We start from the raw sequence: 26,452 nt of genomic DNA on the forward strand, positions 1-26,452 counted from the left end.
GGTCATCCTCGGATCTTGTAGCCGATGCGAAGCAAGTGAACGGCGATGGCGCTGACGACGAGCCAGGCGCTGCCGACGATCGCCAGGCTCAGCCAGGGCGAGGCGTCGCTGACGCCGAAGAAGCCGTAGCGGAAGCCGTCGATCATGTAGAAGAAGGGATTCAGGTGGCTCACGGTCTGCCAGAACGGCGGCAGCGAGTTGATCGAATAGAACACGCCGGAGAGAAAAGTCATCGGCATGATCAGGAAGTTCTGGAAAACGGCCATCTGGTCGAACTTCTCGGCCCAGAGCCCGGCGATCAGGCCCAGCGTGCCGAGCATGGCGGCACCCAGGAAGGCGAACACGAGGATCCACAGCGGGGCGACGAAGCTCGGCATGGCAAACAGTGCGGTCACCGAGAACACGCCCACACCCACCGCCAGGCCGCGCAGGATCGAGGAACCCACGTAGGCGAAGAACCAGCCCCAATGCGACAACGGCGTCAGCAGCACGAACACCAGGCTGCCCATGATCTTGCTCTGGATGATGGACGAGGAGCTGTTGGCAAATGCGTTCTGAAGCACGCTCATCATCACGAGGCCGGGCACCAGGAAGGCGGTGTAGCTCACCGTCCCGTAGACCTTGACGTGGTCTTCGAGCACATGGCCGAACACCATCAGGTAGAGCACCGCGGTCAGCACCGGGGCACCGACGGTCTGGAAGCCGACCTTCCAGAAGCGCAGCGTTTCCTTGTAGAGCAAGGCACGCCAGCCGAGCGCACCGACCATCATCGCGCCACCTCCAAGGGAGTCTGCTCGCCGGCCATCAGGTCGATGAACACGTCTTCGAGATCGGCCTTGCGCATCTCGACGTCTTCCACGTCGAGCCCGGCCTCGCGAATGGCGGCGAGCATCTGTTCGACCTCGCGGGCGTTCTGCGCCGGCAGTTGCACGATGCGGCCGGTGATGCGGGCGTGCTGCGCGAGAGCCCAGGGCAGCATGCCGTCGGTCTTGAAGCGCAGCACGTTGCTGGCGGCCGAACGCAGCAGCTCGCTCGTGCGGTCCAGCGCGATCACGCGGCCCTGCTTGAGCATCGCGATGCGATGGCACAGCGCCTCGGCTTCTTCGAGGTAGTGGGTGGTCAGCAGCACCGTGCTGCCCTGCTTGTTGAGCTTGGCGACAAACTGCCACAGGGTCTGGCGCAGCTCGACATCGACGCCGGCGGTCGGCTCGTCGAGCACGATCACGGGCGGCTTGTGCACCAGCGCCTGCGCCACCAGTACGCGGCGCTTCATGCCGCCGGAGAGCTGGCGCATGTTGGCGCCGGCCTTGTCGGCGAGGCCGAGGCTGTGCAGGAGTTCGTCAATCCAGTCGTCGTTGTTCTTGATGCCGAAGTAACCCGACTGGATGCGCAGCGACTCGCGAACGTTGAAGAAAGGGTCGAACACCAGTTCCTGCGGCACCACGCCGAGCTGGCGGCGCGCTTGGGCGTAGTCGCGCTGGACGTCGAAACCATGGACGCTGATGGCGCCCGAGCTCGGCCGCGAGAGGCCGGCGAGCATGCTGATCAAGGTGGTCTTGCCGGCACCGTTGGGGCCCAGCAGGCCGAAGAACTCGCCCTCTTCGATCTGGAACGTGACCTCGTCGACCGCGCGCAAGCCGGGCTTTCCCTGGGCGCGTTGCTGGCGTGAGGCAGGATAGGTCTTGGAGACCGATTGGAAGGAGATCGCGGGCATGGGAACCCGCGATTTTACGGGGCGACGTCGCAAGCTGCCTCGCAACGGTCTTATTGCCGGATGCCGCCGCCGCCGGGCCGCCCCAGGGCGAGCCGCGCCTCCCCCTCGGGGGGTGGCGAATTACACGCAGCGAAGCGGAGTGAAAAGCCGAGGGGCTGACATCTTCTACGGTGCGGCCGGCAAAAGGCCTGCCACACCGTACAGCGACGCGAGCTCGCGCAGGCGCGACGGCAAGCCCTTCACCGCGAAGCCGCGACCGAGCGCACTCGACTCGCGCCGGCATTCGAGCAGCACCGCGAGTGCCGACGAATCGAACTGCGCCAGCGCGGTGGCATCGACCACGGTGGACGAACCCGTCTGCCCTGCGAGCCCCTGCCGGAGCATAAGCACGCACGCGGGCGCGTCGTCGTGCGTCAGCTTGGGCGGCAGGACCAGCATCGGGCGCTCTTTCCTGTCACTTCTTGCCGTTGAGCTTGTTGCGCTCCACCAGCTTGGCGATCAGGCCGTCGATGCCCTTGGCGTTGATTTCCTGCGCGAACTGGCTGCGGTAGGTATCGACCAGCCACACGCCGAGCACGTTCAGGTTGTAGATCTTCCAGCCGCCGGCCTCGCCGGGTGTCTTCTCGAGCCGGTAATCGAGTTGCACCGGGTCGCCGCTGCCGCGGACCTCGCTGCGCACCAGCACTTCCTTATCGTCGGGCGAGCCGCGGAAGGGGCGCACGGTCACGGTCTGGTCGCTCACCTGGTCGAGCGCGCCCGCATAGGTGCGCACCAGCAGCTTCTTGAATTCTTCCTGGAGGCGCTGTTGCTGCTCGGGCGTGGCCTGGCGCCAGGCCGGGCCCACCGCCGAAGCGGTCATGCGCTGGAAGTTCACGTTCGGCATGATCTTGGTGTCGACCAGGACCATGATCTTGTTGACGTCGCCCGCCTTGATCGTCTTGTCGGCCTTGATGGTATCGAGCACATCGGTCGAGAGGCGCTTCACCAGCGCGTCGGGCGCTTCGTCGGCAGCGTGGACAGGCCGCACGAAGGCGGCGGCGCCCGCGAGCAGCAGGCCGGCCAGCATCAGGCGTCCGAAGGAGCGGCGTTGCAGGATCTGGTTCATCGATAAGTCCCTTGTTTGAAGTTTCAGGTCAGACGACCGTGGCAAATTGGAGAAACGGTTCGCCTGCACGGTTCCCGCTCGGAGGTAAAGGGCCGCAACGGGATGCAAGCGCCGGACTCACTCGTTGCCATCATTCGGCAGGTTGCCGTCGTGCACTTCGTTGCGCCGGCGCTGCAGGAAGGCATCGCGGGTGAACGAATACTTGTCGAGCGCGGCATCATCGAGCAGCTGGCCTGCACGAAGCAGGTTGGCCCGGCCATCGATCACGCGCAGCACATACAGCGAGTTGCGCACCGGAATGTCGTTCAACGCGCGCAGCAGATCGCCCCGCCGATCGATCGGCCACGCCGCCGTGTCGCGCAAGGTCGACGATCCGAACAGCGGCAGCACCACGTAAGGACCGCTCGGCACACCCCAGCGGCCCAGGGTCTGGCCGAAGTCTTCGCTGTGGCGGTCGATGCCGACCTCGGTGGCGATGTCGAGCAGGCCGCCCAGTCCGAAGACGGTGTTGACGTTCACGCGCATGAAGGTCTCGGCGCTGTTCTGCAGCTTCAGCTGCAGCACGCTGTTGACGAAGCTCCAGACGTCGGACAGGTTGCCAAAGAAGTTGTTGACGCCCGTGCGCACCGGCGAGGGCAGCACTTCGCGGTAGGCCGTCGCGGCGGGACGCAGCACTGCGTCGTCGACGACGTCGTTGAAGCGTGAAACCCCGCGATTGAAAGGCTCGAAGGGATCGGCCGGATTGGGGTGGGGACCGGTCGCGCAGCCGCTCGCGATGGCGAGAAGGGCAAGCGCGCCGAGGCGGCGCAGAACAGAAGCGCCGCGGATCGCGGACGAAAAGTTGGAAGTGGATCGCGGTTTCATTTCTTGTTGGCGTTGCCCGATGGCGTGCTGCCCTCGGACGCCTTGTTGTAGAGAAACTGACCGATCAGGTTCTCCAGCACGACGGCCGATTGCGTTGCGGTGATGGTGTCACCGGCTTGAAGGTTCTTCTCCTCAGCCCCAGCTTCGATCCCGATGTACTGCTCGCCGAGCAAGCCGCTGGTCAGGATCTTGAGGGAGCTGTCCTTGGGGAAACTGTAACGGCTTTGCAAAGCGAGCGTGACGCTGGCCTGAAAGTTCTTGTCGTCGAACGTGATCGATTCGACACGCCCGACCACCACGCCCGCGCTCTTGACCGCGGTTTGCGGCTTGAGTCCGCCGATGTTGTCGAAGCGCGCAGTGACGGGATAGGTCCTCTGGAAGCTGAGGCTCAGCAGGTTGGCTGATTGCAGCGCAAGAAAGAGCAGCGCCGCCGCGCCGATCAGCACGAACAGGCCGACCCAGATGTCGTTGTTGGAACGTTGCATGTATGTGCCTTCCGTCTTAGCTAGATACTGAACATCATTGCGGTCAGCAGGAAATCGAGCCCGAGCACTGCGAGCGAGGCGGCGACCACAGTGCGGGTGGTGGCGCGAGACACGCCCTCGGGCGTCGGCTGGGATTCGTAACCCTGCAGCAGTGCGATGAAGGTCACCGTGAAGCCGAAGACGATGCTCTTGACCACGCCGTTGCCGACGTCGCGCCAGACATCGACGCCGCCTTGCATCTGACCCCAGAAGGCGCCCGGATCGACGCCGAGCATCAGCACGCCGACCACGTAGCCGCCGCTCACGCCGACTGCGCTGAACACGGCCGCCAGCAGGGGCATGGTGATCACGCCGGCCCAGAAGCGCGGCGCGAGGATGCGCTGCACGGGATCGACCGCCATCATCTCCATCGCGCTTAGTTGTTCGCCGGCCTTCATGAGGCCGATCTCCGCCGTCAACGAGGTGCCCGCGCGGCCCGCGAACAGCAAGGCCGCGACCACCGGACCGAGTTCGCGCACCAGGCTCAGCGCGACCAGCAGGCCGAGCGCTTCCGAAGAGCCGTAGCGCTGCAGCGTGTAGTACCCCTGCAGCCCGAGCACGAAGCCCACGAACAGCCCCGAGACCGCAATGATCGCGAGCGAGTAGTTGCCGAGGAAGTGGATCTGGTCGCGCACCAGGCCGAAGCGGCGCAGGCTGCGCGCGCCCCGGAACACCAGGCGCAGGAACAGGTGGGCGCCCAGCCCCAGGTCGGCGAGCTTGGAGCGCACGGCAAAACCCACGTCGGCGGGCCGGTACCAGCTCATTCGCGCTCTCCGTGGGTGTTGCCGAAATCGTCCTCGACGCCGACGCCGGGATAGTGGAAATGCACCGGCCCGTCGGGCAGCGCGTTGACGAACTGGTGCACCAGAGGATCGCCGCTCTGGCGTACCTCCTGCGGCGTACCCTGGGCGGCAATGCCGCCGTTGGCCAGGATGATCACGTGGTCGGCGATGCGAAAGGTCTCTTCGAGATCGTGCGAGACCACGACGCTGGTCAGCCCCAGCGTGTCGTTGAGCTGGCGGATCAGGCGCGCCGCGGTGCCGAGCGAGATCGGATCGAGACCGGCGAAGGGCTCGTCGTACATCACGAGATCCGGGTCGAGCGCGATCGCACGGGCCAGCGCCACGCGCCGCGCCATGCCGCCCGAGACCTCGCTGGGCATCAGGTGCCGCGCGCCGCGCAAGCCCACCGCATCGAGCTTCATGAGCACGATGTCGCGCACCAGGGCTTCGGGCAACTGCGTGTGCTCGCGCAGCGGAAAGGCGACGTTGTCGAACACGCTCATGTCGGTGAACAGCGCGCCGAACTGGAACAGCATGCCCATGCGGCGCCGCGCGGCGTAGAGCGCATCGGTCCCGAGCTTGCCGACATCCTGTCCGTCCACCAGCACCTCGCCGCGCTGCGCACGCAGCTGGCCGCCGATCAGCCGCAGCACGGTGGTCTTGCCGCCGCCGGAGGCCCCCATCAGCGCCGTCACCTTTCCGCGCGGCACCGAGAACGAGACGCCATCGAGGATGGGCCGCTCGCCGTAGCCGAAGCCGAGGTCGCGAAATTCAACGAGGGAGGTGGTGGATGGGTCCATATCAAACAGAAAAGCCGGGGCGCCTTCAGGCATCCCGGCTCGCGGTTGCACCCATGATAAATGAAGCACGGGTCATGCCCATGCCCCGAAGTGGGGGCCTAATCCAGGCCTAATTCAGCGCGGCAGATCGCTGAATCCCATCAGGAATTCGTCGACGGAGCGCGCCGCCTGGCGCCCTTCGCGGATCGCCCACACCACCAGCGACTGGCCACGGCGGATGTCGCCCGCGGCAAACACCTTGGGCACGTTGGTTGCGTAGCCGCCGACGAAGTCGACGCTGGCCCTGGCATTGCCGCGCGCATCTTTCTCCACGCCGAAGGCATCGAGCACGTTGCCGACCGGGCTCACGAAGCCCATGGCCAGGAGCACCAGATCGGCCTTCAGCACTTCTTCGGTGCCGGGGACCTCGACCATCTTGCCGTCCTTCCACTCCACGCGAACGGTCTTGAGGCCGGTGAGCTTGCCCTTCTCGCCGATGAACTCCTTGGTCGAGATCGCGAACTCGCGCTCGCAGCCCTCTTCGTGGCTGGAGCTGGTGCGCAGCTTGTAGGGCCAGTAGGGCCAGGTCAGCGGGCGGTTTTCTTCCTCGGGCGGCTGCGGCATCAGTTCGAACTGCGTGACGCTGGCGGCGCCGTGGCGGTTGCTGGTGCCCACGCAGTCGGAGCCGGTGTCGCCGCCGCCGATCACGATCACGTGCTTGCCGGAGGCAGAGATCTGGCCCTTCACCTTGTCGCCGGCGTTGACCTTGTTCTGCTGCGGCAGGAACTCCATGGCGAAATAGATGCCATCGAGATCGCGGCCCGGCACCGGCAGGTCGCGCGACTGCTCGGCGCCACCGGTCAAGATAACCGCATCGAACTCGCGGTCGAGCTGCTCGGGCGTGACGATTTCCTTGGCCCAGTTCGTGACCTTGGAGCCCTTGCCGAGCGGATCCTTGGCGGCGCCGACCATCACGCCGGTGCGGAAGACCACGCCTTCGGCCTTCATCTGCTCGACACGGCGATCGATGTGCACCTTCTCCATCTTGAAGTCGGGGATGCCGTAGCGCAGCAGGCCACCGATGCGGTCGTTCTTCTCGAACAAGGTGACGTCGTGGCCGACGCGCGCGAGCTGCTGCCCGGCCGCCATGCCGGCCGGGCCGGAGCCGACCACCGCGACCTTCTTGCCGGTCTTGTGCTTGGCCGGCCGCGGTGCGACCCATTTTTCTTCCCACGCGCGATCGATGATTGCGTGCTCGATCGACTTGATGCCCACCGGGTCGTCGTTCACATTGAGCACGCAGGCGGCCTCGCAGGGCGCGGGGCAGATGCGGCCGGTGAACTCCGGGAAGTTGTTGGTCGAATCGAGCACCACGAAGGCGCTCTGCCAGTCGCTTTGGTAGACCAGGTCGTTGAAGTCCGGAATGATGTTGTTGACCGGGCAACCGCTGTTGCAGAAGGGCGTGCCGCAGTCCATGCAGCGCGCACCCTGCACCTTGGCCTGGGCCTCGTCGAGCCCGACAACGAATTCCTTGTGATGCTTGACGCGCTCCTTGACGGGCTTGTAGCCCTCCTCGATGCGCTCATGCTCCATGAAGCCGGTGATTTTTCCCATCGTGATTCCTTTGCTCACCCCCGTTGCTTGCTCACTTCGTGTAGCCTCCTGCCCCCTTCAGGGGGCAGCACCAGCGGCCCGGCAAAGCCGGATCCGCGGTGCTCCCCGAAGGGTTGAGATGGCACACCTAAAGAAGCTGCACGGCGTATGAAGAGTTGTTGCTTGATCAGGCCGTGACCGGTTTGTTGACGACCGCGTGCGGCTCCATGCCCACGTGGGCGTTGTTGCCGCTGCTCGTGAGCTCGACCTGGCGGTCGTGGATCTCGGCCAGCGCGCGCTTGTATTCGTTCGGGAAGACCTTGACGAACTTGGTGCGCGAGACCGCCCAGGTGTCGAGCAGTTCGCGCGCGCGCTTGCTTCCGGTCCAGCGATGGTGGTCTTCCAGGAGCTTCCTGAGCTGCGCCTCGTCGGTCTCGCCGTCGTGCCAGATCTTGCGGTGCACGCTCGCGATCTGCTCGGCGGAGGTCAGCACCTTGTCGAGCGAGACCATCGAGAGGTTGCAGCGCGACGCGAACTGGCCGTCCTCGTCATAGACGAAGGCGACACCGCCGCTCATGCCGGCCGCGAAGTTGCGCCCGGTCTTGCCGAGCACCGCGACCGTGCCGCCGGTCATGTATTCGCAGCCGTGATCGCCGGTGCCTTCGACCACCGCGGTGGCGCCCGACAGGCGCACCGCGAAGCGCTCGCCGGCCACGCCGCACAAGTAGGCCTCGCCGGTGGTCGCGCCGTAGAGCGCGGTGTTGCCGACGATGGTGTTGCGTATCGCTTCACCGCGGAAGTCGAGGCTGGGACGCACCACCACGCGGCCGCCCGAGAGGCCCTTGCCGGTGTAGTCGTTGGCATCGCCGATCAGGTAGAGCGTGATGCCGCGCGCCAGGAAGGCGCCGAAGGACTGGCCGCCCGTGCCTTCGAGCTGGATGCGGATCGAATCGTCAGGCAGGCCTTGCGGATGCACCTTGGTCAGCGCGCCCGAGAGCATGGCGCCGACCGATCGGTTGACGTTGCGCGCCACCTCGATGAACTGCACCTTCTCGCCCTTCTCGATCGCCGGGCGCGACTTCTCGATCAGCTTGTTGTCGAGGCTCTTCGCGAGGCCGTGGTCCTGCGCCTCGACGTGGTAGCGCGGCACGTCGGCCGGCACGTTCGGCTGCGCGAACAGGCGGCTGAAGTCCAGGCCGCGGGCCTTCCAGTGCTCGATGCCCTTCTTGGTGTCGAGCAGGTCGGCGCGGCCGATCAGCTCGTCGAACTTGCGGATGCCCAGCTGCGCCATGATCTGGCGCACTTCCTCGGCAACGAAGAAGAAGTAGTTCACCACGTGCTCGGGCTTGCCGGTGAACTTCTTGCGCAGCACCGGGTCCTGCGTGGCCACGCCGACCGGGCAGGTGTTGAGGTGGCACTTGCGCATCATGATGCAGCCCTCGACCACCAGCGGCGCGGTCGCGAAGCCGAACTCATCGGCGCCAAGCAGTGCGCCGATGGCGACGTCGCGGCCGGTCTTCATCTGGCCGTCGGCCTGCACGCGGATGCGCCCGCGCAGGCGGTTGAGCACCAGGGTCTGCTGGGTCTCGGCCAGGCCGATCTCCCACGGGCTGCCCGCGTGCTTGATCGACGACCATGGCGACGCGCCGGTGCCGCCGTCATGGCCCGCGATCACGACGTGGTCGCTCTTGCACTTGGCGACGCCGGCCGCGATCGTGCCGACGCCGACTTCGCTCACCAGCTTGACGCTCACGCTCGCGTGCGGCGCGACGTTCTTCAGGTCGTGGATCAGCTGCGCCAGATCCTCGATCGAATAGATGTCGTGGTGCGGGGGGGGAGAAATGAGGCCCACGCCCGGCACCGAGTAGCGCAGCGCGCCGATGTAGTTGGACACCTTGCCGCCCGGCAGCTGGCCGCCTTCGCCAGGCTTCGCGCCCTGCGCCATCTTGATCTGCAGCTGGTCGGCCGACGAGAGGTACTCGGCGGTGACGCCGAAGCGGCCCGAGGCGACCTGCTTGATCTTCGAACGCAGCGAGTCGCCGTCCTGCAGAGGCAGGTCGACCTCGACGTTGGCTTCGCCGATCACGCTCTTGAGCGTGTCGCCCACCTTGATCGGGATGCCCTTGAGCTCGTTGCGATAGCGCGCCGGGTCTTCACCGCCCTCGCCGGTATTGCTCTTGCCGCCGATGCGGTTCATCGCGACGGCGAGCGTCGAATGCGCTTCGGTGCTGATCGAGCCCAGCGACATGGCGCCGGTCGCGAAGCGCTTGACGATCTCGCTCGCCGGCTCGACCTCGTCCACGGAAATCGCCTTGGCCGGATCTATCCTGAACTCGAACAGCCCGCGCAGCGTGAGATGGCGGCGGTTCTGGTCGTTGATGAGCTGCGCGTATTCCTTGTAGGTGTTGAAGTTGTTGGCGCGCGTGCTGTGCTGCAGCTTGGCGATCGCGTCGGGCGTCCACATGTGCTCCTCGCCGCGCGTGCGCCAGGCGTATTCGCCGCCGGCGTCCAGCATGTGGGCGAGCACCGGGTCGTCGCTGAAGGCCGCCTTGTGCATGCGGATGGCTTCCTGCGCGATCTCGAACACGCCGATGCCCTCGACGCGGCTGGCAGTGCCGGTGAAGTACTTGACGATCGTTTCGCTGTTGAGCCCGATGGCTTCGAAGAGCTGCGCGCCGCAGTAGCTCATGTAGGTGCTGACGCCCATCTTCGACATGATCTTGGACAGACCCTTGCCGATCGCCTTGACGTAGTTGTAGATCGCCTTCTCGGCGCTCAGGTCGCCCGACAGGTCTTCATGCATCGCGGCCAGGGTTTCCATCGCGAGGTACGGGTGCACGGCCTCGGCGCCATAGCCCGCCAGCACGCCGAAGTGATGCACCTCGCGCGCCGAGCCGGTCTCGACCACCAGGCCGGCGGTGGTCCGCAGGCCTTCGCGCACCAGGTACTGGTGGATGGCCGACAGCGCCAGCAGCGCGGGGATCGCGATCTGGGTCGGGCTCACCGCGCGGTCGCTCACGATCAGGATGTTGTGGCCGCCCTTGATCGCATCGACCGCTTCGGCGCACAGCGAGGCCAGCTTGGCCTCGACGCCCTCCTCGCCCCAAGCGAGCGGATAGGTGATGTCGAGCGTGTAGCTCTTGAACTTGCCCTGCGTGTATTTGCCGATGTCGCGCAGCTTCGCCATGTCGCCGAAGTCGAGGATCGGCTGGCTCACCTCGAGCCGCATCGGCGGGTTGACCTGGTTGATGTCGAGCAGGTTCGGCTTCGGACCGATGAAGGACACCAGCGACATCACGATCGCCTCGCGGATCGGATCGATCGGCGGGTTCGTGACCTGCGCGAACAGCTGCTTGAAGTAGTTGTAGAGCGGCTTGTTCTTGTTGGACAGCACGGCCAGCGGGCTGTCGTTGCCCATGGAGCCGATGCCCTCCTCGCCGGCCGCAGCCATCGGGCTCATGAGGAACTTGATGTCTTCCTGCGTGTAGCCGAAGGCCTGCTGGCGATCGAGCAGCGCGACCTGGCTCACCGGCGCCTGCACGGCCTCGGCCTCGACGCTGTCGAGCTTGATGCGCAGGTTCTCGATCCACTGCTTGTAGGGCTTGCTGTTCGCGAGGGTGGCCTTGACCTCCTCGTCGTCGATCATGCGGCCTTGTTCCAGGTCGATCAAGAACATCTTGCCGGGCTGCAGGCGCCACTTGCGCACGATCTTCTGCTCGGGCACGGGGAGCACGCCGGATTCGGAGGCCATGATCACCAGGTCGTCGTCGGTCACGCAGTAACGCGAGGGCCGCAGGCCGTTGCGGTCGAGCGTGGCGCCGATCTGGCGGCCGTCGGTGAAGACGATCGAGGCCGGGCCGTCCCAGGGCTCCAGCATCGCGGCGTGGTATTCGTAGAAGGCGCGGCGACGCGTGTCCATGGTCGCGTGCTGCTCCCAGGGCTCGGGAATCATCATCATCACGGCCTGGCTGATCGGGTAGCCGGCCATCGTGAGCAGTTCGAGGCAGTTGTCGAAAGTAGCGGTGTCGGACTGGTCGGCGAAGCTGATCGGATAGAGCTTCTGCAGATCTGCACCCAGCACCGGCGAGGACATCACGCCTTCGCGCGCCTTCATCCAGTTGTAGTTGCCCTTGACCGTATTGATCTCGCCGTTGTGCGCGACATAGCGGTACGGGTGGGCCAGCGGCCACTCGGGGAAGGTGTTGGTCGAGAAGCGCTGGTGCACCAGGCCCAGGGCCGAGATGCAGCGCTTGTCCTGCAGGTCGAGGTAGTAGGTGCCGACCTGATCGGCCAAGAGCAGACCCTTGTAGACCACCGTGCGGCTCGACATGCTCGGAACGTAGTACTCCTTGCTGTGCTTGAGCTTCAGGCGCTGGATGCTGGCACTGGCGGTCTTGCGGATCACGTAGAGCTTGCGCTCCAGCGCGTCCTGCACGATCACGTCGTTGCCGCGGCCGATGAAGACCTGGCGCAGGAGCGGTTCCTTCTTGCGCACGGTCGGCGACATCGGCATCTCGCGATTCACCGGCACGTCGCGCCAGCCCAGGAGCACCTGGCCTTCGGCCTTGATGGCGCGTTCCATCTCCTGCTCGCAGGCCTCGCGGGAAGCATGCTCCTTGGGCAGGAAGATCATGCCGACGCCGTACTCGCCGGGCGGCGGCAGCGTGACGCCCTGCTTGGCCATCTCTTCGCGGTACAACAGATCGGGCAGCTGGATCAGGATGCCGGCGCCGTCGCCCATCAGCTTGTCAGCGCCCACTGCGCCGCGATGGTCCAGATTCTCGAGAATCTTCAAGCCCTGCAGCACGATGGCATGGCTCTTTTCGCCCTTGATGTGGGCCACGAAGCCGACGCCGCAGGCGTCGTGCTCGTCGGCACCGGAGTAAAGGCCGTGTTGTTGGAGATGCTCGATCTCGGCAGCCGTTGTCATGGGCGTGCTCCTTCAATTTTTCGCAGGGAAAAGGAGCATATTGCGTTGCACAAATAATGCCAAACACTTTATTTGGGGTCAGATTCCAATTTCATTCCATACCCATAGGAACAACTTAATTAAGGGACACATCAAAATTGATAGCAAATGGACTGTATCCTGCGCGGGCACCGGCATTTTTTCGATCAGCTCTGGGCGGCCGGCGGGCGGCCAGGGCGGGCCTTGAGCACACGCCGCGGCGTGGCTTTTTGTAACGACTCCAGAAAGTCGCGATCCCCCACAGCCCAGCCATGCAGCGTGGCCTCGGTCAACTCCGCTTGATCGGTGGCCGGAACGCCCGCGCGCACCAAATCGGCATACGCGGCTTCGCGGGCGAACGGCGTGTTGCCCAGCGCCCAGTACAAAGGATGCGGCGTCAGCAGCTTGTCGTGTCGCAGCCCGGCATAGTGCGCATGGCTCGACCACGGGTAGTCGCGCGCCTCCGCGGCGATGCCGGCCCGCACCGGGTTCAGGTCGATGTAGGCCATGCAGGCCAGCAAGTAGCGATCGGTCTGGATCAGCGTCGACTTGTAGCGCCCTTCCCACAAGGTACCGCTGCGTCCATGCCGGTCGTTGAAGTAGCGCACGTAGCGCCGCCCGATCGCCTGCATCCACTGCGGCAGTCCGTCGGCGCTCGAAGGCGTGGCGAGCAGGTGGAAATGGTTGTCCATCAGCACATAGGCGTGCAAGGCGATGCCGAAGCGCGCGGCGTTCTCGCCCAGCAGGCCCAGCAGCATCTCGCGGTCGGCGCGGTCGATGAAGACGGCTTGGCGGTTGTTCCCGCGCTGGATCACGTGGTGCGGCTGGTCGGCCAGCGTGAGGCGGGGCAGGCGTGCCATGGCGCGGATTCAGCGCATCGATCAGGGCAGGCGAAAGCGCGTCGCCAGCAAGGACTCGAGCCCGAACTGCTCCAGCAGCTCGCGCAGCCGCGCCGCGGCGCTGGCTTTGCGCTGGCCGGTATGGCGCGCGATGATCAGCTCGTTCTTCATGCTGTGCTCCCAGCCCACCAGCTCGGTCACCGTGACCTGGTAGCCGTTCGCCTCCAGGTAGAGGCAGCGCAGCACGTTGGTGAGCTGGCTGCCGATTTCGCGCGTGTGCAGCGGGTGGCGCCAGAGCTCGGCCAGCGGTGTGCGCGACAGCGCCAGCGCCTTGGTCTGCCGCAGGCAGGCGGCAATCTCGGCCTGGCAGCAGGGAACCAGCACCATGAAACGCGCTTCTTTCGCGAGGCCGAAAGCGATCGCGTCGTCGGTGGCGGTATCGCAGGCATGCAGCGCGGTCACGATGTCGATCCGCGCCGGCAGTTCGCTGGCGCCGGCAGATTCGGCCACGGTGAGATTGAGGAAGGACATGCGCTCGAAACCGAGCCGTGCAGCAAGCGCGCGCGACCGGTCGACCAGTTCGGCCCGGGTTTCGATGCCGTATACGTGCCCACCGCCGCACTGGTTGAAGAACAGGTCGTAGATGATGAAACCGAGGTAGGACTTGCCCGCGCCATGGTCGGCCAGCGTGGCCTGGGCGCCCTCGTTCGGCAATTCGTACAGCAGCTTCTCGATGAACTGGAACAGGTGATAGACCTGCTTGAGCTTGCGGCGCGAATCCTGGTTGAGCCGGCCTTCGCGCGTGAGGATGTGTAGTTCCTTCAACAGCTCGACCGACTGGCCCGGACGCAACTCGCTTTGCAGGTCGGCTTCGGCTTTCGACGCGCGGGCGACGGTCTTGCTGCTCATCGCGCCGCTCCGCCCGGACCGACGTCCAGCGCCGCCCATCCTTGCGCACCAAGCGCTTCGAGCGTCTGGATGTTGCGCCCGAAAATGGCCTCGGCATCCGGGAAGGCTTCGACGGCGCGGCTCACGCTGTCTTCGCGCAGCAGGTGCAGCGTGGGGTACGGCGCACGATTGGTCGCGTTGGTGATGTCCTCGGCCTCCGTGCCGGCGAACTGGTAGTGCGGATGGAAGCTCGCCAGTTGGAACTGGCCGTCGAAACCCGCACGCATCAGCCGACGCTCAGCGCGCGCCGTGAAATCGTTGAAGTCCAGAAAGTCGGCCAAGGTGTTCGGTGCGATCAAGAGTGTGGTGTCGCGTTCGGAAGGGTCCCGGGCCGCGAGCTCGTGCGCTTCAAGAAGCAGCGTATCGATCAGGTCGGCCTCTTCGCCCGGCAGATAGACGGCATAGTGAATCTGTCCTCGCACATGCACCGCCTTCGCAAAGGGGCATAGGTTGAGACCGATGACCGCGCGCTTGAGCCAGCGTTGCGTGTCGGCCTGCGCCTGTGCTGCCGAAATTGTGGCACCTGTGTTCATGCCGTGCCCGTGCGGGGACTTGAAGGCGACACGCGGGATACGAGGGCCATCCCCGCCAGCGAGCAGGCCAAGGTCACGACCCAGGTCCATTGCCAGCCCCCGGCGCGGTGGGCGATCCAGGCGACGACCGGCGGCGCGATGAACTGCCCGAGCGACGACGCCTGCTGCATCATCCCCACCGTCGTTGACACGGTGGAAGGCCCGGGCGCCAGCCGGACCGCGAGCATGAAGAGCGTGGCCGGCACCACCCCGCCGCCGAGCGAGAACATGCAGATCGCGAGATAGCGCAGCGCGGGCGGCAGGCTGGCGGCATCGGCGGCCTGGCCGATCTGCGCAAAGGCCGCGACGCCGCCGAGCGCCATCACGACGAAGCCCACGCGCAGCAGGCGTTCGGGCGCGATGCCGTGCTGCAGGAAGCGGCCGCCGGCGACGTTGCCGACGATGTTCATCGCCGCCGCGAGCGCTGTCAGCGCTGCGCTCCAGGCATCCGGGACGCCAGCGTCGGTGTAGATGGCGGGCAGGAAGCCGATCACCGCCATCCATTGCGCCGAGTACACCGCGAACGCCAGCGCGAGCGTCCAGGGTCCGCCTGCGCGCACGGTATCGAGCAGGCGTCCCGACCAGTTCTCCGGCGAGATGGCGGCAGGCGATGCCATGCGATTGTTGTCCGCGGGCACGCCGAGCACGACCCACGCCGCCGCGGCCGCCGACACCAGCGACAGCGCCCACCACCAGCCCGGCCAGCCCGCCCACGCGATGAACGCGGGTCCGAGCAGTAGCGCCAAGGCGACGCCGAGCGGCATGTAGGCGCCCCAAAGACCCATCGCCGCCTTCTCGGTGCTCGGTTGCGACATGGCACGGATCAGCCCGGGCCCCGGCATCACCACCAGGAGAAAGCCGACGCCTTCGAGTGCACGCAGCACCAGCAGCAGGTGAATGGCCTTCGCCCCGCCCTCGCCCGAGCTCCCGACCAGCCCGCCGAGCACGCTCGCGCCTGTGATCACGGCCAGGCCCGCGAGCATGCTGCGGCGCAGGCCGATCGTGTCCGCCGCGAGGCCGACCACGAGGCCGAGGGTCATGCCGGCGACCTGCACCAACGACAGCAGAAAGCCTGCTTCGACCAAGCCGATGCCCAGAGAGGCCTGCAAGGCCGGGACGGCCGGCGCCAGCTTGCCGAGATGCAAGGCGGCCGCGACGCCCGCCACGACCACGGCGAGCGCAGCGGCGGGTATGCGAGCATGCGCTTGGCTGCGGCTCATTCTTCGGTCCACCGCCGTCCAGTGAGGCGCTCGTGTTCCCGCATCGCGAAGCGATCGGTCATGCCGGCGATGTAGTCGGCCACCGCGCGATGCCGGCCCGCACGCTGCGCATAGGAGTCGGGCATCTCTTCGGCGCGGGCCAGATAGGCGGCGAACAGCTCGCGCACGACCTGCTGCGCCCGGTCGGTGGTCTGCGTGACGCGCGGATGCCGGTAGAGATTGCGAAAAAGGAACTGCTTGAGCTCGATGGATTGCGCGCGCATGGCCTCGCTGAAGAGCACCAGCGGCCCGGCCCTGCGCGCGGCGTCGGCATCGGCCGGCGCGGCCGCCTCGAGCGCGGCGCGGGTGGCATCGATCACGTCGTAGACCTGCGCGCTCAGCATCCGGCGGATCGCCTCATAGAGCACGCGCCGCCCCTGCAGTTGCGGATACTCGGCCAGCGCTTCGCGGCGATAGCGGTCGAACAGGCCGACCTCGCTCACGCGCTCGATGCTGATCAGCCCCGACCTCACGCCGTCGTCGATGTCGTGGGCGTTGTAGGCGATCTCGTCCGCGAGGTTGCACAGCTGCGCTTCGAGCGAAGGCTGCGTGCCGTCGCAGAAACGCCGCGCCACGCCGCCCGGCTCGCTCGCCTCGATGCGCTGCGCATTCGTTCGGGAGCAGTGCTTGAGGATGCCTTCACGGGTCTCGAAGCTCAGGTTGAGGCCGTCGTACTGCGGATAGCGGTGTTCGAGTTCGTCCACGACACGCAGGCTCTGCAGGTTGTGCTCGAAGCCCCCGTGCTCCGTCATGCAGGCATTGAGCGCGTCCTGGCCCGCATGGCCGAAAGGCGTGTGGCCGAGGTCGTGCGCCAGCGCGACGGCTTCCACCAGGTCTTCGTTGAGCCGCAGCGCGCGGGCGATGGAACGACCGAGCTGCGCGACCTCGAGCGAATGGGTCAGGCGGGTGCGAAACAGGTCGCCCTCGTGGTTCAGGAATACCTGGGTCTTGTAGACCAGGCGCCGGAACGCGGTCGAATGCACGATGCGGTCGCGGTCGCGCTGAAAGGCATCGCGCGTGGGCGCAGGCGGCTCGGGATGCCGCCGCCCGCGCGAGCGCGCCGGATCGCTGGCATGGCGCGCCAGGCTCATCGCCAAGCCTTCCGATTCAGGCCGCGCAGCATTGCGCCAGCACCTCGCGCACCATCGCCTCGGGTGCGCTGCGCATGACGGCCGAGCCGGGCTTGTCGATCACGACGAAGCGGATCTCGCCCGCCTCCGACTTCTTGTCGATACGCATCAGTTCGAGATAGCGCTCCGCGCCGAGCGCAGGCGCGACCACGGGCAGGCCCGCGCGCTCGATCAAGGCCGTGAGACGCTGCACGAAGGCAGCGTCGACGCCACCCAGGCGCTGCGACAGATGCGCGGCCAGGACCATGCCGCAGCCGACTGCCTCGCCATGCAGCCACTTGCCGTAGCCCAGGCCCGACTCGATCGCGTGCCCGAAGGTGTGGCCGAAATTGAGGATCGCCCGCAGGCCGGTTTCGCGCTCGTCCTGCCCCACCACCGCGGCTTTGATCTCGCAGCTGCGCTTGACGGCGTATGCCAGCGCACCCGGTTCTCTGGCCACCAGCGCGTCGATGTTCGACTCGATCCAGTCGAGGAAGCGCATGTCGTAGATGGGGCCGTACTTGATGACCTCGGCCAGGCCGGCGCTGAGTTCGCGCGGCGCCAGCGTACCGAGCGTGGCGAGGTCGCACAGCACCAGTTGCGGCTGATAGAAGGCGCCGATCATGTTCTTGCCGAGCGGGTGATTGATCGCGGTCTTGCCGCCCACCGACGAGTCGACCTGGGCCAGCAAGGTGGTCGGCACCTGCACGAAGGGCACGCCGCGCATGTAGCTCGCTGCGGCGAAGCCGGTCATGTCGCCCACCACCCCGCCGCCGAGCGCGAACAGCACCGTCTTGCGGTCGCAGCCATGGCCGAGCAGGGCATCGAAGATCAGGTTCAGCGTCTGCCAGTCCTTGTGCGCTTCGCCGTCGGGCAGTTCGAGCACGTGCACGGCATGGAAGCGTCCGGCCAGCGTCCGGCGCAATGCAGCCGCATAGAGCGGCGCCACGGTGGTGTTGGTGACGATCAGGGCCGTGGCGGCTGCGGGTACCGCTGCAAAATTCTTCGGTTCGCCGAGCAGGTCGCTGCCGATCAGGATCGGATAGCTGCGTTCGCCGAGCTGGATCTCGACGGATTCGGGGGAGGCAGGCAATCGCATGGCCCCGAGTTTAGGCGCATGCCGCAAGGGCTTGCCTCAGTCCGGTGGGTGGCTCCGGGTTTCGGCGGAGACCGCGCCGGCAAGTTCGAGCTGCATCACGATGATGTTCACCAGCATCGCGACCGAGGGCCGGCCGGTCTCGACCACGTCGTGGGCCGTCTCGCGATAGAACGGGTCGCGCGCACTGTAAAGCTCATGCAGGCGACCCAGGGGATCGGCCACCTGCAGCAGGGGGCGCTTGACGTCGTGGCGCAGCCGCCGGAACAGATCCTCGGGCGAGGATCGCAGGTAGATCACGTGGAAGTGCGTGCGCAGCTGGATCCGGTTGGCCTCCCGCAGTACGGCGCCGCCGCCGGTCGCCACGACGCCATGGGCCGTCGCCGCGAGATCGGCGATCACGGCTTCTTCGACATTGCGGAAGCTTTCTTCGCCTTCGCGTTCGAAGTAGTCGCGGATGGAGCAGCCGATCCGGCGCTCGACCACCTCGTCGCTGTCGATGAAGGGAAGCTGCAGGCGCTGGCCAAGGCGCCGGCCCACTGCTGATTTTCCGGCGCCGGGCAAGCCGACGAGCGCGACCGCCACGCGGTGCTACGAACGCCCGCGCGTTCAGCGCGCGGCGTTGCGGTCGGTAATCATCTTCGGGGTGATAAAGACGAGCATTTCGGTCTTGTTGGCAACGCGATTGCGCGTACGGAACAGCGCCCCGACATAGGGCACTTCACCGAGCACCGGCACGCGCGATTCATCGTTGGTTTCGGTGAGCTCGAAGATACCACCGATGACCACCGTGCCGCCGTTTTCGACCAGCACCTCGGTTTGCACGTGCTTGGTGTTGATCGCGAAACCGGCCGTGGTGGCCTGGCCGACCGTGTCCTTGTTGACGTCGAGCGTCAGGATGATGTTGCCCTCGGGCGTGATCTGCGGCGTGACCTCGAGCTTGAGGTTGGCCTTGCGGAACGCGATCGAGGTGGCGCCGCTGGAGGTGGCGACCTGGTAGGGCAGTTCAGTGCCCTGCTCGATCAATGCCTTGGTCTGGTCTGCAGTCACCACGCGCGGGCTCGACACCACCTTGCCCTTGCCGTCGGCTTCGAGCGCGGAGATTTCCAGGTTCAGCATGCGCGAGAAGCTGGAGTTGAAGAGCGAGATCGCGAAAGTGCCCGGCGCATTGCCGTTGCCGGAAACGCCGGTCGACGGCAGGTTCACGAAGTTCGAATTGGTGAAAGTCGTCAACGCGCTGCCCGTCGTGGTTGCCGTTGCCGGCGTGACGACCGGCATGACGCCGACGTTGCCGAAAATCGGGCGGCCGCTGTTCGAGCCCACCGTGCCGCCGGCGACGCCGCCGCCGAGCCGCACGCCCAAGGATTTGCCGAAGGTGTCCGAAGCCTCGACGATGCGCGCCTCGATCAGCACCTGGCGAACCGGCACGTCGAGCTTCTGGATCAGCTCGGCCACCTGCGCGAGGCGCGAGGGGATGTCCGAAACGAAGAGCTGGTTGGTGCGCGATTCGGCGATCACGCTGCCGCGCGGGCTCAGGATGCGCGTCGTCGTTCCCGAACCGCCGCCACCGCCGCTCGATGCGCCCGTGCCGGTCAGGCCCTGTGCGATGGCAATGGCCTTGGTGTAGTTCAGCTGGAACGATTGGGTCCGCAGAGGCTCCAGGTTCTGGATGGCAGCCTGGGCTTCGAATTCGAGCTTTTCCTTGGCGTTGATTTCGTCCTTGGGCGCGATCCACAGAACGCTGCCGTTCTTGCGCATGCCCAGGTTCTTCGCCTGCATGATGATGTCCAGTGCCTGGTCCCAGGGCACATCCTTCAGGCGCAGGGTCAGCGCGCCGGTCACCGAGTCGGAGGTCACGATGTTGAAGTTCGTGAAGTCGGCGATCACCTGCAGCAGCGAGCGGATTTCGATGTTCTGGAAGTTCAGCGAGAGCTTCTCGCCGCTGTAGCCGGCGCCCTGCGTGAGCTTGGTCGGGTCGACCTTGCGCGGGCGCACCTCGACGACGAACTGGTTCTCGCTCTGGTAGGCGCTGTGCTCCCAGTCGCCCTTGGGCTCGATGGTCATGCGCACGCGGTCGCCGGACTGCTGCGTCGTCACCAACTGGACGGGGGTGCCGAAGTCCGAAACGTCCAGACGGCGGCGCAGGCCCTCGGGCAGGGTCGACTTGGTGAATTCGACCACCAGGTTCTTGCCTTGCTGGCGAATGTCGACGCCCACCTGGTTGTTGGCCAGGTCGACGATCACGCGGCCGGTGTTGTCCGAGCCCAGGCGGAAATCGACGTCGCGCAAGGGCAAGGTGTCCCGGTTGCGGTTCTCGGCAAATGCGGAAGGCGTGGAAGCAACCAATGCGGCGCCCGGAACGGGCTCCAGCGAAATCAACAAGGACTTGCCCTGGATCTCAGCCTTGTACGCGGTCGCCTGCTTCAGGTTCAGGACCAGGCGCGTGCGTTCACCGGCCTGCACCACGTTGACCGAGCGCAGATTGCCCTGGTTGACATCGATCGCCGAACGGCCGATGGCATTCGTCACACCCGGGAAATCGAGCGCGATGCGCGCCGGTGTCTGAATCGCGAAGCCGGTTGGCACGGCAGACAGCGGTTGCGTCAGGTCGACCCGAATGACTTCGGCGCCGGATTGCATCGAACTCGTCACCGATTCGATGGCGTTCTGCGCCTGCGCGACGGCGATCGTGCCGAATGCAAGCAGGCTCACGCCAACAGCGCGCAGCCACTGCGCGAACATTGTTTTCTTGGAATTCATTTCGACCTCTCTTGCAACTGCAGCGTCGCCACGCGTTCGATCCATTCACCGGCGGCGTCCTGCACGATTTCACGCAAGCCGAGTTCGGTTTCACTGATACGGGTGATGCGCCCGTAGTTGAGTCCCAGATAGTTGCCGACGCGCACTTGGTACAGCAGCTTGTCGACCGTGACCAGGGCCACCGGCTCGCCCTTGCGGTTCATGCTGCCGACCATGGCCATCGAATCGAGCGGGAAAGCCTCGAGGGCCTCCTTGCGGCGAGCCAATTCGGGCGCGATGAGCCCCGACGTGCTCGGCTGGTTCGAGTCGCGCCGCAGAGCCTGCGTCAGCTTCTGCATGTTGAAGGGCTCGAAGGCACTGGCCTCGGTGTAGGCCTGGGGCGTGAACTTCTTCGGCTCCGTGATGGGCGGAACGTTGGGGCGCACTTGCGCCCTCTGCTCCGCCATCCAGCGCTGAAGGTCCTCCTGCTCCGACCCCATGCAACCGCTGAGGCCGACGGCAGCAATGCCGAGCCACAGAAAACCGAGCGTTCTCATTTCTTCTTCGCCCCCGCCGCGGCGCGTTTCTGCGCCGCCTGCTCTTCATCGTCCAGATAGCGGAAGGTCCGCGCCGTGGCATCCAAGGTCAGAGCGCCATCCTTTTGCGGCGTCACCGACAAGTTGTTCAAGGTCACGATGCGGGAAAGGTTGGCGACGTCCGCGGCGAAGGCGCCCATGTCGTGGTAGCGACCCGTCACCCGCACGGCGATCGGCAGCTCGGCGTAATAGTCCTTCACCGAAACCTGCCCCGGACGGAACAATTCGAACTGGAGACTGCGGCCCAGCCCGGCCTGGTTGATGTCGGAGAGCAATGCGTCCATTTCCGCTTTGCTCGGCAGCTGCTTTTCGAGCAGGGTCACATACTGCTGCACCTGCTCGCGCTGCTTCTTCAGCAAGTCGAGGTTGGCGGCCTGCGCAACCTTCTTCTGATAGTCCGCTTTGAGCGTGACTTCCTTCGCGCGCTCGGCTTCGAGTTCGTCGTTCGAATTGGTGAGCCACACGAACCACAGTGCCACCAGCACCATGGCCGTGACGGCGACGCACAAGGCGTAGCGCGGCACCGGCGGCCAGACGGATGGGTCGTTCGGATTGAGACCCCGGAACTGATCCCCGAAGCGCTGCGCGGCGGCAGCGATGTCGATCTTTTGGGAAGCGCGCGTTGTTGCCATGATGACGCCTATCCCTTGACTGCAGCCGATGCCGCCGTGGCCGCACCGGCCGCGGCCTTCTGAGCATCCGTGGGCCGCTTGAGGCCGATGCGCATGGTGAAGTTCGCAACCCGGCGCTGGTCACGCGGACTCAGATTGATATTCGCGGACGTGATTTCGACCAGTTCCGGCTTGACCAGCCACGGGCTGTTGTTGCCAAGATTGCGCAGCAGTTCCGACACGCGTTCGTTGGACTGCGCCATGCCTTGAAGCGTGACCGTCTGGTTGTCCTGTTTCATGCTCGTCAGATAGACACCGTCCGGCAGCTGGCGAACGAGCTCGTTGAGCAGATGCACCGGCAGATTCCGATCGCCCTGCAGGTCTTCGACCGCCTGTTGCCGTGCACGCAAGGCCGCAATTTCGGCCTGCAAGGTCGAGATTTCCTTGATCTCCGCTTCGAGCTTGGTGATCTCGGACTGCAGAAAGCTGTTCTTCGCTTGCTGGCCGGAAATCTGGGCCTGGTACCAGAGGAATGCCGCACCTGCGATCAGGCAGCCGAGGACCGCCGAGGCGCCCAAAGTCGCATAGAAGGCCTCTCGCCTGCGCTTGCGCGAAGCCTCCCTGTGCGGGAGCAGATTGATCAGAATCACTGCAGAAACCTCCGCATCGCCAAGCCGCACGATGTCAGATAGGACGGGGCCTCACGGCGCACCTTCTTCTCCCGGATTCCACTGCCGATCTCCATCCCGTCGAAGGGATTGACGAGCGAACAGGCAAATGAAGTCTGCCGCGTCACGGCGCTGGTCAGCCCCGGGAGCGATGCCGAGCCGCCCGCCAGCAACACGTAGTCGACGCGGTTGTGCGGCGTGCTGGTAAAGAAGAACTGCAGCGCCCTGGCGATCTCCTGGGCGATGCTTGCCACGAAGGGCTTCAGCACACCCGAACCGTAGTCGTCGGGCAAATCGCCGCTGCGCTTCTTGGCTTCCGCCTCTTCCGCGGAAAAGCCGTACTGCCGAACGATCAGCTGGGTGAGCTGGGCGCCGCCAAAAGCCTGGTCGCGGTCGTAAAGCACTTCCTGGTTGCGCAAGACCTGCATGCTCGTGGTGAACGCTCCCACCTCGAACAGCGCGACCACGGCATCGCGGCCTTGGCCGGGGAGTTGCTCGATGAGCCGCGCCGTGGCCAAGCGCGAAGCATAGGATTCGACATCGAGAATCATGGCCTTCAGCCCTGCCGCCTCGGCCAAACCTTGGCGGTCCTGCACCTTTTCCTTGCGCGACGCGGCGATCAGAACCTCGACATCGCCTGCCGAATTGGCGCTCTGCCCGATGACGCAAAAGTCCAGGCTCACTTCGTCCAGCGAAAAGGGGATGTATTGATTGGCCTCGGACTCGACCTGGATCTCGAGCTCCTGCTCGCTCATGCCGCCCGGCAGAACGATCTTCTTGGTGATGACGGCCGAAGGCGGCAACGCCAAAGCGGCGTTTTTCGTGCGGGTGCCGCTCTTGCGGACAACGCGCCGCACCGCTTCGGCGACCTCGTCGAATTTCTCGACGTTGCCGTCGGTGATCCATCCCCGTTCCAGAGGCTCGATCGCACAACGCTCCAATACCAGCTTGCCGCTGGCATCGCGGCCGAGCTCGACCAGCTTCACACTGGACGAACTGACGTCCAACCCGAGCAGTGGCGCGGGCTGACGGCGAAACAACGATCCCAAAGCAGTCAAGTTCGATCCCATCCGTTTGTAACGATTGGAAATATTTGCGAGTGGTTGCATGCTAGCAGGAGGTGCACGGGCAACCAAGCGGCGAATCCTCACTCCAGCGACAAGCGTTGTCAAAAGGGGACGTAACAGTACGGTTCTGCAACTTTGGTCACAAATGCGAGTACTTGGGTTTTATGCGCGCCCCGAGAGCCGTCCGAAGGGGTCGCCTTTTTATAATGAGCGCTGACTTCTCCACCTTTCATGCCCGAAAAAACTCGCCCCAACGGGCCCGCCAGAACCCCTCCTCCCACGCGCCCGGCCTGGCTTTCATGGCTCATGCGCATCGTGCTGTGGGGCTTGGGTATCGCTGCGGCCGGGGCGGCATCCCTGGTCTGTGTGATTGCCGTCGCGCTGGCCGTCGCCTATCCGAACCTGCCGGACATCTCCGAGCTCGCCGACTATCGCCCCAAGCTGCCACTGCGGGTTTTTTCCTCGGAAGGCACTCTGATCGGCGAATTCGGCGAAGAGCGCCGCAACCTCACCCCGATCGCGACCATCCCGAAGGTGATGAAGGACGCCGTGCTGGCGGCGGAGGATGCGCGCTTCTACGACCACGGCGGGGTTGATTACAAGGGCCTGGTCCGCGCCGGCCTGGCCAATATGAATCGCGTCAAGAGCCAGGGCGCCTCCACCATCACCATGCAGGTGGCGCGCAATGTCTACCTGAGCTCGGAAAAAACGCTGACCCGCAAGATCTACGAGGTGCTGCTGACCTTCAAGCTCGAGCACCTGCTCTCCAAGGACCAGATCTTCGAGATCTATCTGAACCAGATCTATCTCGGCAACCGGGCCTACGGTTTCGCGGCGGCATCCGAAGCCTATTTCGGCAAGCCCCTCAAGGACATCACGATCGCCCAGGCGGCGATGCTGGCCGGGCTGCCGAAGGCGCCCGGCGCCAACAACCCGGTCAACAACCCTGCTCGTGCACGAGGGCGCCAGCTCTATGTGATCGACCGCATGCAGGAAGCCGGCTTCATCACGGCCGAACAGGCAGCAGAAGCCAAGAAGGAAGAGCTGCACCTGCGCGACGCCGCGGATCCGACGCGGCTGCATGCCGAATACGTGGCCGAAACCGTGCGCCAGCTGATGTACGCACAGTATGGCGACAGCACCTACACGCGCGGCCTCAAGGTCTACACCACGCTGGTGGCCGCCGACCAGGCCGCCGCGTATCGCGCTTTGCGCAAAGGCATCATGGACTACGAGCGCCGCCAGATCTATCGCGGCCCCGAGAAGTTCGTCGACCTGCCGAGCGACCCCAAGGAGCTCGACGAGGCAGTCGACGACGCCCTGGCCGATCATCCGGACAATGGCGATGTGATGTCAGCCGTGGTGCTCAGGGCCAGCGCCAAGGAAATCAACGCCGTGCGCGGCAACGGCGACACGCTGCAGATCATCGGCGACGGCCTGCGGCCCGCGCAGTCCGGGCTCTCGGACAAGGCGCCGCCCAACATCAGGATCCGCCGCGGCGCGGTGATCCGTGTCGTGAAGACCCCGAAAAATACCTGGGAGATCACCCAGCTGCCCGAGGTCGAGGGTGCTTTCATCGCGCTCGACCCGCGCGACGGCGCGGTCAAGGCCATGGTCGGCGGCTTCGACTTCGACAAGAACAAGTTCAACCACGTCACGCAGGCCTGGCGCCAGCCGGGTTCGAGCTTCAAGCCCTTCATCTACTCGGCCGCGCTCGAAAAGGGCTTCACGCCCGGCACGGTCGTCAACGATGCGCCGCTCTTCTTCGACGCCGGCACCACCGGCGGACAACCGTGGGAGCCCAAGAACTACGACGGCACTTTCGAAGGACCGATGTCGCTGCGCCGCGCGCTCGCCCGCTCCAAGAACATGGTGTCGATCCGCGTGCTGCAGTCGATCGGCACGCGCTACGCGCAGGACTGGATCAGCAACTTCGGCTTCGAGCGCGAGAAGCATCCCGCCTACCTGCCGATGGCGTTGGGCGCCGGATCGGTCACGCCGATGCAGATGGCCACCGCCTACTCGGTGTTCGCCAATGGCGGCTACCGCGTCAATCCCTACCTCGTGACGCGCATCACCGATCACAAGGACAAGGTCCTGGTGGAGACGCAGCCTCCGCTGCTCAACGAAGCCATGCGCGCGATTCCCCAGCGCAATGCCTTCATCATGGACAGCCTGCTGCAGGAGGTGGCGCGCAGCGGCACGGCCGCCAAGGCGCAAGCCACGCTGAAGCGCCCCGACCTCTACGGCAAGACCGGCACCACCAACGACTCGCTGGACGCATGGTTCGCCGGCTTCCAGCCCACGATGGCCGCGGTGGCGTGGATGGGCTACGACACACCGCGCAAGCTCGGCGATCGCGAGACCGGCGGCGGCCTGAGCCTGCCCATCTGGATCAGCTTCATGGAGACCGCCATCAAGGGCGTGCCGGTGGCCGAATTGAACACGGCGCCGTCCGGCGTGGTCAACGTCGGCGGCGAGTGGTACTACGACGACTATGCACCGGGCCGAGGCGTCGCGACCCTGGGCGTCGAGGCCGGCCCGACGCCGCCGGCCGAAGCGATCTCGGGCGTGCCAGTCAGTCCGGCACCTCCGCCGGAAGAGCGCAACCGCATCCTCGAGCTCTTCCGCAACTGATC

Annotated in this window: 23 protein-coding genes; 1 reads left to right on the plus strand and 22 read right to left on the minus strand. The window is 65.6% G+C overall.

Annotated features, from left to right (window positions below; all coding sequences use genetic code 11):
• Nucleotides 1-2: 2 nt before the first annotated feature.
• From ACSQ9A_RS22135 to ACSQ9A_RS22240, 22 genes are all read right to left on the minus strand, one after another.
• Nucleotides 3-767 carry an ABC transporter permease gene (locus tag ACSQ9A_RS22135; protein ID WP_436306340.1) on the minus strand — a complete coding sequence of 255 codons (765 nt, stop codon included), beginning with the start codon at nucleotides 765-767 and terminating at the stop codon, nucleotides 3-5.
• A complete protein-coding gene (locus tag ACSQ9A_RS22140) occupies nucleotides 767-1,714 on the minus strand; it encodes an ABC transporter ATP-binding protein (protein ID WP_093105627.1) in 948 nt (315 codons plus the stop codon). Before ACSQ9A_RS22140 ends, ACSQ9A_RS22135 begins: the two co-directional genes overlap by 1 nt.
• 165 nt (nucleotides 1,715-1,879) lie before the next feature.
• Entirely contained in the window at nucleotides 1,880-2,152 is a 273-nt protein-coding gene (locus ACSQ9A_RS22145; protein ID WP_436305185.1) for an STAS domain-containing protein, read from the minus strand.
• A gap of 16 nt (nucleotides 2,153-2,168) precedes the next feature.
• Entirely contained in the window at nucleotides 2,169-2,819 is a 651-nt protein-coding gene (locus ACSQ9A_RS22150; RefSeq protein WP_436305186.1) for an MlaC/ttg2D family ABC transporter substrate-binding protein, read from the minus strand.
• A gap of 117 nt (nucleotides 2,820-2,936) precedes the next feature.
• A complete protein-coding gene (locus ACSQ9A_RS22155; RefSeq protein ID WP_436305187.1) occupies nucleotides 2,937-3,683 on the minus strand; it encodes an MlaA family lipoprotein in 747 nt (248 codons plus the stop codon).
• Complete coding sequence (gene mlaD, locus ACSQ9A_RS22160; protein ID WP_436305188.1) at nucleotides 3,680-4,168, minus strand: outer membrane lipid asymmetry maintenance protein MlaD; 489 nt, start codon at nucleotides 4,166-4,168, stop codon at nucleotides 3,680-3,682. Before mlaD ends, ACSQ9A_RS22155 begins: the two co-directional genes overlap by 4 nt.
• Before the next feature lie 20 nt (nucleotides 4,169-4,188).
• Nucleotides 4,189-4,971, minus strand: coding sequence for a lipid asymmetry maintenance ABC transporter permease subunit MlaE (mlaE, locus tag ACSQ9A_RS22165; RefSeq protein ID WP_436305189.1), 783 nt, complete (start codon nucleotides 4,969-4,971; stop codon nucleotides 4,189-4,191).
• Nucleotides 4,968-5,822 (minus strand): ABC transporter ATP-binding protein, encoded by an 855-nt coding sequence (locus tag ACSQ9A_RS22170; RefSeq protein WP_436293290.1) that lies wholly within the window; start codon nucleotides 5,820-5,822, stop codon nucleotides 4,968-4,970. The genes mlaE and ACSQ9A_RS22170 overlap by 4 nt, the downstream gene beginning before the upstream one ends.
• 81 nt (nucleotides 5,823-5,903) lie before the next feature.
• Nucleotides 5,904-7,382, minus strand: coding sequence for a glutamate synthase subunit beta (locus tag ACSQ9A_RS22175; RefSeq protein WP_436305190.1), 1,479 nt, complete (start codon nucleotides 7,380-7,382; stop codon nucleotides 5,904-5,906).
• A gap of 166 nt (nucleotides 7,383-7,548) precedes the next feature.
• Nucleotides 7,549-12,291, minus strand: a complete 4,743-nt coding sequence (locus ACSQ9A_RS22180) for a glutamate synthase-related protein (RefSeq protein WP_436305191.1) — start codon at nucleotides 12,289-12,291, stop codon at nucleotides 7,549-7,551.
• A gap of 185 nt (nucleotides 12,292-12,476) precedes the next feature.
• Nucleotides 12,477-13,169: a transposase gene (locus tag ACSQ9A_RS22185; protein ID WP_436296450.1), complete on the minus strand. Its 693-nt coding sequence runs from the start codon at nucleotides 13,167-13,169 to the stop codon at nucleotides 12,477-12,479.
• 21 nt (nucleotides 13,170-13,190) lie between these two features.
• Nucleotides 13,191-14,057, minus strand: coding sequence for a class I SAM-dependent methyltransferase (locus ACSQ9A_RS22190; RefSeq protein ID WP_436305192.1), 867 nt, complete (start codon nucleotides 14,055-14,057; stop codon nucleotides 13,191-13,193).
• Nucleotides 14,054-14,629 (minus strand): DUF1415 domain-containing protein, encoded by a 576-nt coding sequence (locus ACSQ9A_RS22195; protein ID WP_436305193.1) that lies wholly within the window; start codon nucleotides 14,627-14,629, stop codon nucleotides 14,054-14,056. Before ACSQ9A_RS22195 ends, ACSQ9A_RS22190 begins: the two co-directional genes overlap by 4 nt.
• Nucleotides 14,626-15,888: an MFS transporter gene (locus ACSQ9A_RS22200; protein ID WP_436305194.1), complete on the minus strand. Its 1,263-nt coding sequence runs from the start codon at nucleotides 15,886-15,888 to the stop codon at nucleotides 14,626-14,628. Before ACSQ9A_RS22200 ends, ACSQ9A_RS22195 begins: the two co-directional genes overlap by 4 nt.
• Nucleotides 15,885-17,018: a deoxyguanosinetriphosphate triphosphohydrolase gene (locus ACSQ9A_RS22205; RefSeq protein WP_436305195.1), complete on the minus strand. Its 1,134-nt coding sequence runs from the start codon at nucleotides 17,016-17,018 to the stop codon at nucleotides 15,885-15,887. The genes ACSQ9A_RS22200 and ACSQ9A_RS22205 overlap by 4 nt, the downstream gene beginning before the upstream one ends.
• 16 nt (nucleotides 17,019-17,034) lie before the next feature.
• The gene (gene aroB / locus ACSQ9A_RS22210) at nucleotides 17,035-18,135 is read right to left on the minus strand and encodes a 3-dehydroquinate synthase (protein WP_436305196.1); all 1,101 of its coding nucleotides are present in this window, start codon (nucleotides 18,133-18,135) and stop codon (nucleotides 17,035-17,037) included.
• A gap of 36 nt (nucleotides 18,136-18,171) precedes the next feature.
• On the minus strand, nucleotides 18,172-18,717 hold the full coding sequence (locus tag ACSQ9A_RS22215; protein ID WP_436293281.1) for a shikimate kinase: 546 nt from the start codon (nucleotides 18,715-18,717) through the stop codon (nucleotides 18,172-18,174).
• Between the two features lie 24 nt (nucleotides 18,718-18,741).
• Nucleotides 18,742-20,892: a type IV pilus secretin PilQ gene (gene pilQ, locus ACSQ9A_RS22220; RefSeq protein WP_436305197.1), complete on the minus strand. Its 2,151-nt coding sequence runs from the start codon at nucleotides 20,890-20,892 to the stop codon at nucleotides 18,742-18,744.
• A complete protein-coding gene (locus ACSQ9A_RS22225; RefSeq protein WP_436293280.1) occupies nucleotides 20,889-21,428 on the minus strand; it encodes a pilus assembly protein PilP in 540 nt (179 codons plus the stop codon). Before ACSQ9A_RS22225 ends, pilQ begins: the two co-directional genes overlap by 4 nt.
• The gene (locus ACSQ9A_RS22230) at nucleotides 21,425-22,099 is read right to left on the minus strand and encodes a type 4a pilus biogenesis protein PilO (protein ID WP_436305198.1); all 675 of its coding nucleotides are present in this window, start codon (nucleotides 22,097-22,099) and stop codon (nucleotides 21,425-21,427) included. Before ACSQ9A_RS22230 ends, ACSQ9A_RS22225 begins: the two co-directional genes overlap by 4 nt.
• 8 nt (nucleotides 22,100-22,107) lie before the next feature.
• Nucleotides 22,108-22,728 carry a PilN domain-containing protein gene (locus tag ACSQ9A_RS22235; protein WP_436305199.1) on the minus strand — a complete coding sequence of 207 codons (621 nt, stop codon included), beginning with the start codon at nucleotides 22,726-22,728 and terminating at the stop codon, nucleotides 22,108-22,110.
• Nucleotides 22,725-23,804, minus strand: coding sequence for a pilus assembly protein PilM (locus tag ACSQ9A_RS22240; RefSeq protein ID WP_093106143.1), 1,080 nt, complete (start codon nucleotides 23,802-23,804; stop codon nucleotides 22,725-22,727). The genes ACSQ9A_RS22235 and ACSQ9A_RS22240 overlap by 4 nt, the downstream gene beginning before the upstream one ends.
• Before the next feature lie 240 nt (nucleotides 23,805-24,044).
• Here ACSQ9A_RS22240 and ACSQ9A_RS22245 point away from each other — a divergent pair, with 240 nt between their 5' ends.
• Nucleotides 24,045-26,450 carry a penicillin-binding protein 1A gene (locus tag ACSQ9A_RS22245; protein WP_436305200.1) on the plus strand — a complete coding sequence of 802 codons (2,406 nt, stop codon included), beginning with the start codon at nucleotides 24,045-24,047 and terminating at the stop codon, nucleotides 26,448-26,450.
• Nucleotides 26,451-26,452: the final 2 nt, after the last annotated feature.

Source organism: Variovorax sp. LjRoot290 (assembly GCF_964253985.1).
Lineage (GTDB): Bacteria > Pseudomonadota > Gammaproteobacteria > Burkholderiales > Burkholderiaceae_C > Variovorax.